We start from the raw sequence: 5,828 nt of genomic DNA, 5'->3' as shown, positions 1-5,828 counted from the left end.
GAAGACGGTGTTGCGGTCCGGCACGGGATAGCCGGTGATGTGGGTGACCAGAGTGGCCCAGGCGACACCCGGCGCCCCGCTGCGGCACCTCGTACACACCCTGTTACCTGATCCCGGCAGTGCCGGGAAGCGGCTGCCGGGGCAGTCCTGTTCCCGCCGGTCAGGCGGCCAGCAGGGCGTCGATCTGGCCGACGGCCTCCTTCAGGCCCTCCTCCATGCCCATGGAGACCATCTGCTCCATCTGCTCGCGGGAGTCGAACAGGGAGCGCATCTCCATGCGCGTGCCGCCGTCGCGCGCGCTGAGCCGCACCGTCACGGACATGGTCGGCATGTCGTCCTTGGGCTTGCCGTCGTCGGCGAAGCCGTCGGTGAACTCCAGGGCCGTCGGCTCGCCGACCGAGGTGATCCGCCACCAGCCACGGTGCCGGTCGCCCTCCGGGCCGGTCATGACGTAGGTGACCTCTCCGCCGGGGGTGAGGTCGTGCTCCTCCACGGTCGCCGGGTAGGTCGGCGGACCCCACCAGCGCTCCAGCTGCCGCGGGTCGGCCCACAGCCGCCACACCCGCTCGACCGGGGCGGCGAAGTCGGCGATCAGGGTGAGGGTGAGGGTGTCGAGGTCCTTGTCGACACTGGTGACACTCATCGCTCGGGTCCTTCCGTCGTGTCGTTCTCTTCGGTTCCGGGATCCTCGGCGAGGATCCGGGCCATCCGGTCCACCCGCCCGCGCCATGCCGACTCGAGTTCGTCCAGGGCCTGGCGCGCGCGGCCCACCGCGTCGGGGGCGGTGCGCACGAGCTGCTCCCGTCCGCTGCGCTGCTTGGTGACCAGCCCCGCCCGCTCCAGCACCGCGACGTGCTTCTGCACCGCGGCGAAACTCATCGGATAGGCCACGGCCAGCCGGGACACGGACAGCTCCCCGCGCACACAGCGGCGCAGTATGTCCCGGCGCGTGGTGTCGGCCAGGGCGTGGAACAGCCGGTCCACCGTCTCGTCACCCAGTTCATCTACAACCATTTGGTTGTACGTTAGTCCTGTCCGCCCCCGCTGTAAAGCGACCCGCCCGGACACTGAAGAGGACACACCGGGGTACTCGCTGACTCATGGGCGAAGAACAGCAGGTCAGCAGCTCGTACTGGCTCGAGACCGCACCGGACGGTCACCACCCGGCGCTGGACGGGGACCTGGACGTCGACGTGGCCGTGGTCGGCGCCGGGATCGCCGGGCTGTGCACGGCTTGGGAGCTGACGCGGGCCGGCCGGAGCGTGGCCGTGCTGGAGGCCGGGAGGGTCGCGGCCGGCGTCACCGGACACACCACCGCCAAGGTCACCGCCCTGCACACGCTCGTCTACGACAAACTGCGGCGCACCCGCGGGCCCGAGGGCGCACGGCTGTACGCCCGTTCCCAGTCCGAGGCCCCCGCAGTTCGTCGTCTTCTCCTGGGACGGCGCGGGCGAGGACAGCCAGAAGCTGTTCTCCCACTTCCGCAACGTCGCCAAGCGGAACAACGCGACCATGACGTACTTCCTGAGCGGCGTGTACATGCTGCCGGGCGAGAAGCGAGACCGGTACCGGCCGCCGCAGCACTCCCCGGGCCGCTCCGACATCGGCTTCAACGACCGCCGCGGCATCGCCGCCACCGCGAAGCAGCTGCGCCTGGCGTGGCTCGAGGGCAACGAGATCGGCACGCACTTCAACGGCCACTTCTGCGGCAGCGGCGGCGGCGTCGGCGAATGGTCCGTCCAGGACTGGAAGGACGAGATCTCCCAGGCCAAGCAATTCGTGAAGACCTGGAAGACCAACACCGGCTTGAAGGGCGCGGCCCCCCTGCCCTTCGACTACGACAAGGAGCTCATCGGTGCCCGCACCCCCTGCCTCGAGGGCCAGCGAAACTTCATGAGCGCGGCCCGCGACCTGGGCTTCCGCTATGACACCAGCGGCGTGAACGACCAGGTCTGGCCGAAGAAGAAGCAGGGCCTGTGGGATGTGTCCATGCAGCTCGTGCCGTTCCCCGGCCACTCCTTCGAGCAGCTCGCCATGGACTACAACTTCATGGTCAACCAGTCGGGCACCAAGACCCAGGGCAACCCCGCCATGCACGATTTCTGGGGCGACCAGATGCGCGACGGCCTGCTCAAGGGCTTCTCACGGGCCTACGACGGCAACCGCGCACCCCTGATCATCGGCAACCACTTCGAGTCCTGGAACGGCGGCACCTACATGCGGGCCGTCGAAGAGGTCATCGAGACGGTGTGCACCAAGGAGGAGGTGCGCTGCGTCTCGTTCCGCCAGCTCGTGGACTGGCTGGACGCCCAGGACCCGAAGACGCTGGAGAAGCTGCGCACCCTGCAGGTCGGCCAAGCGCCCAAGGCGGGCTGGGCGTCGTTCCTGTCGGACCGGCCCGCCCCGGCACCCAAGGGCGTGCCCGGCGCTCCGGCGGCCAAGGATGTCCCGGGCGCTCCGGCGGCCAAGGGGTAGCCCTCCCGGCGGACGTGGCCGGGCGCACGCGCGCGTGAAGAAGGCCACTCCGCCGCGGGACGGGGCCCCGGGGTGCGTAGGGTCGTACTCATGAGTACAGCAGGCGCGAGCGCCGATCCCCTCGCGGCCCTGGGGGCGCTGCCCGGAGTGGCCGATTCCGTGGAGTCCGTCCGCAAGGCCGTCGACCGGGTCTACGGGCACCGGGTCATGCGGCGGCGCAGCAACGCGATCACTTCCGAGGCCGCCCTGCGCGGCGCCCGCGGCTCGGCCGCGCTGTCCGGCGCGGACTGGGCCCTGGAGGAGGTGCGCCGGCGCACGGACTTCAGCGGCGACGACGAGGCCCGCACCGTGGGTGCCGCCCTGCGGCTCACCGCGGAGGCGGGCCAGCTGCTGTCGATCTGGCGGCAGTCGCCTCTGCGGGTGCTGGCCCGGCTGCACCTGGTGGCGGCCGCGGACAAGGCCGACCAGGTGGGACGGCCCCGCAAGGAGGGGGAGCCGGTCGACGAGCCGCTCGTCGGCCTGCCGCTGCCGAGCGCCACCGAGACGCACGGCAGGCTGGACGGACTGGCCGGACTGATCATCGCGGGCGGCTCCGCACCGGCGCTGGTGACGGCCGCCGTCGTGCACGGCGAACTCCTCGCGCTGCGCCCCTTCACGTCCCACAACGGCCTCATCGCGCGCACGGCCGAGCGCATCGTCCTGGTCGGCAGCGGGCTGGACCCGAAGTCGGTCTGCGCGGCCGAGGTCGGTCACGCGGAGCTGGGGCGCGACGCGTACCTGGAGGCCCTCGGCGGGTACGTCTCCGGTACCCCGGAGGGCGTGGCCGCCTGGATCGCCCACTGCGGCAGGGCCGTCGAGCTGGGAGCCCGCGAGTCGATGGCGGTGTGCGAGGCGCTGCAGCGCGGAGCGGCGTGACATCGCGCAGCCGGAAAAATGATGCGGCGGCACGAGTTCTCGTACCGCCGCTGGCATGAGCATCGGGTTACCAAGCGTCCTCGATATATGCCCATCAGGTCGGGAGCTTTGCCCGTCACCTGGTGCGGCTGGCCCGTATTCGACGGGTCGACGTCGCGTGGGTGCCCGGTGTTCATGCTCGGTCCGTGGGGCCAAATGCGTTAAAAGGTGATCCTCTCGGATGTCCTTGGTCTCGCGGGCCGTTGAGTCCTTTGTACTCCTGACCCGGAGCAAGCGGAAGTCCGGGCAGCACTTCTTTACTTTTGGGTTCAAATAGGACTGTGTGTCGTCGCAGGTCAAGCGACCGTGGTCCGGCGCTTGTTGGCGTACCAGACGATTCCCGCGGTGGCCGCCGCGGCGCCTATCGCCGCGACCGCCACGAGCGCCGGGCGCGGCGGGACGGAGAACGCGGGAATGCGCTGCTTGAGCCGGACCGGGCGGTGGAAGTCCAGGATCGGCCACCCTCGCGCGAGGGCCTCGCGGCGCAGCGCCCGGTCCGGGTTCACGGCATGCGGATGGCCGACGGACTCCAGCATCGGCACATCGGTCGCCGAATCGCTGTAGGCGTAGCAGCGGCTGAGGTCGTACCCCTCGGACTCGGCCAGTTCCCTGACGGCCTCGGCCTTGGTCGGGCCGTACGCGTAGTACTCCACCTCGCCGGTGAAGCAACCGTCGTCGCCCACGACCATGCGGGTGGCGACCACGCGGTCCGCGCCCAGCAGCTCGCCGATCGGCTCGACCACCTCGGCGCCCGACGTGGACACGATCACGACGTCGCGGCCGGCGGTGTGGTGTTCCTCGATGAGGAAGGCGGCCTCGTCGTAGATGATCGGGTCGATCAGGTCGTGCAGCGTCTCGGCGACGATCTCCTTGACCTGCTGTACGTTCCATCCCCGGCACAGGGCGGACAGATACGCGCGCATGCGCTCCATCTGGTCGTGGTCGGCGCCGCCGGCCAGGAAGACGAACTGGGCATATGCGGTGCGCAAGACGGCCCTTCGGTTGATCAGACCGCCTTGGTAGAACGACTTGCTGAACGTGAGCGTGCTCGACTTCGCAATGACCGTCTTGTCCAGGTCAAAGAAGGCGGCTGTGCGGGGCATCGAGTGGTTTTCCACGCCCCAGAGCATAGGGGCAGCCCATTCGGCGTAAGGTGGGGCGCGTGGGTTTGCCTGAGAAGGCTCTCGGGTACACCATGGAAGTCACGGATCGTTCGCGACCGTGCTAACCCGGCCCGACTCCTCCCCCCCCGAGTCGGCCGTGGGGACGACCCCCGCTCTCCCCCCCGGCGGGGGTCGTCGCATGTCCGGATGGGTTTTCGTCCCCTTCGCGCGCCCTGAAAGGCCGCTTCGAACCTATTGGGGTCAACTGTTGTCATGCTCCTGACTTGTCACGGTGGGTAGTCACCGGACTGCTCTGCGGGAGTAGCGCAGGGGGCCTGAGCGGCTCACCGGTATGGGTGACGGCGATATCCACAACCCTCGGGACGTCCACAGTTATCCACCAAGATCCACACGCTTTCCGGGATGGCTGCACCGTGATTCAAGCGCGTCCCGCTCGCGGCGAGTTCATGGCCCGTTCCGAGTACCCGGGGGCGTTTGGCCGGTTTCTGTCGGCCGTTCACAGGGAGGCCGCTCGTCGGCTCTTCCCACGTTTGGGAATCGCGGGGCCGCAGGGGTCGCGCGAGTCATGCAGCGAAGGGGGATGGAAAGCGTGGCCGGAACCGTCACACATGATCCGCCACCCACCGCCGGAGGGCGGCAGGGCGGACCGCTGATCGTCACCGAGGACACCGAGCTCCTCGACGACCTGCTGCGCCTGTGCGCGGCGGCGGGCGCCACACCCGAGGTGCACCACGGCGTGCCGGAGCGCAGAGGCAGCTGGGAGGCCGCCCCGCTCGTCCTGGTCGGCGACGACGCCGCGCGGCGGGTGCGCGGGGCAGTACGCAGAAGGGGCGTCGTGTTCGTCGGCCGGGACCAGGACGACTCCGGGGTGTGGCGGCGCGCCGTCGAGATCGGCGCCGAGCACGTCCTGATGCTGCCCGACGGCGAGCAGTGGCTGGTCGACCGGATCGCCGACGTGGCCGAGGGCGTCGGCCGGCCCGCCCTCACCGTGGGCGTCATCGGCGGCCGGGGCGGGGCGGGAGCGTCCACGCTCGCGTGCGCCCTCGCCGTCACCTCCGCACGGGAGGGATTGCGCACCCTCCTCGTGGACGCCGATCCGCTGGGCGGGGGACTCGACGTCCTCCTCGGGGGCGAGACGGCCGAAGGGCTGCGCTGGCCCGCGTTCGCCTCCTCGCGCGGACGGGTCGGCGGGGGAGCCCTGGAGGAGTCGCTGCCCGAGCTGCACTCGCTGCGGGTGCTCAGCTGGGACCGCGGCGACCGGATCGCGGTCCCCCC

At 70.4% G+C, this 5,828-nt stretch carries 5 protein-coding genes and 2 pseudogenes; 4 read left to right on the top strand and 3 right to left on the bottom strand.

The genetic code is table 11. The features are described from left to right. Positions 1-160 precede the first annotated feature (160 nt). Both ABZ281_RS34305 and ABZ281_RS34300 read right to left on the bottom strand, forming a co-directional pair. The gene (locus tag ABZ281_RS34305; RefSeq protein WP_356661900.1) at positions 161-643 is read right to left on the bottom strand and encodes an SRPBCC domain-containing protein; all 483 of its coding nucleotides are present in this window, start codon (positions 641-643) and stop codon (positions 161-163) included. Next, on the bottom strand, positions 640-1,014 hold the full coding sequence (locus ABZ281_RS34300; protein ID WP_356661899.1) for a metalloregulator ArsR/SmtB family transcription factor: 375 nt from the start codon (positions 1,012-1,014) through the stop codon (positions 640-642). The genes ABZ281_RS34305 and ABZ281_RS34300 overlap by 4 nt, the downstream gene beginning before the upstream one ends. Before the next feature lie 86 nt (positions 1,015-1,100). Here ABZ281_RS34300 and ABZ281_RS34295 point away from each other — a divergent pair. The 3 genes and pseudogenes from ABZ281_RS34295 to ABZ281_RS34285 form a co-directional block, all read left to right on the top strand. Then, positions 1,101-1,415 (top strand): annotated as a pseudogene (locus ABZ281_RS34295) (FAD-binding oxidoreductase); the annotation flags it as partial. After that, positions 1,411-2,475: pseudogene (locus tag ABZ281_RS34290) on the top strand (hypothetical protein); the annotation flags it as partial. The pseudogenes ABZ281_RS34295 and ABZ281_RS34290, both read left to right, overlap by 5 nt. Before the next feature lie 90 nt (positions 2,476-2,565). Then, positions 2,566-3,390, top strand: coding sequence for an oxidoreductase (locus tag ABZ281_RS34285; protein ID WP_356661897.1), 825 nt, complete (start codon positions 2,566-2,568; stop codon positions 3,388-3,390). Between the two features lie 335 nt (positions 3,391-3,725). On the opposite strand, the gene ABZ281_RS34280 is transcribed toward ABZ281_RS34285, so the two are convergent. After that, a complete protein-coding gene (locus tag ABZ281_RS34280) occupies positions 3,726-4,559 on the bottom strand; it encodes an HAD-IB family hydrolase (protein WP_356661895.1) in 834 nt (277 codons plus the stop codon). 574 nt (positions 4,560-5,133) lie between these two features. On the opposite strand from ABZ281_RS34280, the gene ssd reads away from it, so the two are divergent. Beyond that, positions 5,134-5,828, top strand: a 695-nt coding sequence (ssd, locus tag ABZ281_RS34275) for a septum site-determining protein Ssd (protein WP_356661901.1), incomplete at its 3' end; no start/stop codon positions are given.

The sequence above is a fragment of the Streptomyces sp. NPDC006265 genome (assembly GCF_040613555.1).
Classification (GTDB): Bacteria; Actinomycetota; Actinomycetes; order Streptomycetales; family Streptomycetaceae; genus Streptomyces.
Note: the sequence above shows the minus strand (reverse complement) of the source record. Positions and strands in the feature narration are given on the sequence as shown.

What these genes read in the sequence shown, in the direction of transcription:
- ABZ281_RS34305 (WP_356661900.1), bottom strand. Translation starts at nt 643, where the DNA reads ATGAGTGTCACCAGTGTCGACAAGGACCTCGACACCCTCACCCTCACC.
- ABZ281_RS34300 (WP_356661899.1), bottom strand. Translation starts at nt 1,014, where the DNA reads ATGGTTGTAGATGAACTGGGTGACGAGACGGTGGACCGGCTGTTCCAC.
- ABZ281_RS34285 (WP_356661897.1), top strand. Translation starts at nt 2,566, where the DNA reads ATGAGTACAGCAGGCGCGAGCGCCGATCCCCTCGCGGCCCTGGGGGCG.
- ABZ281_RS34280 (WP_356661895.1), bottom strand. Translation starts at nt 4,559, where the DNA reads ATGCTCTGGGGCGTGGAAAACCACTCGATGCCCCGCACAGCCGCCTTC.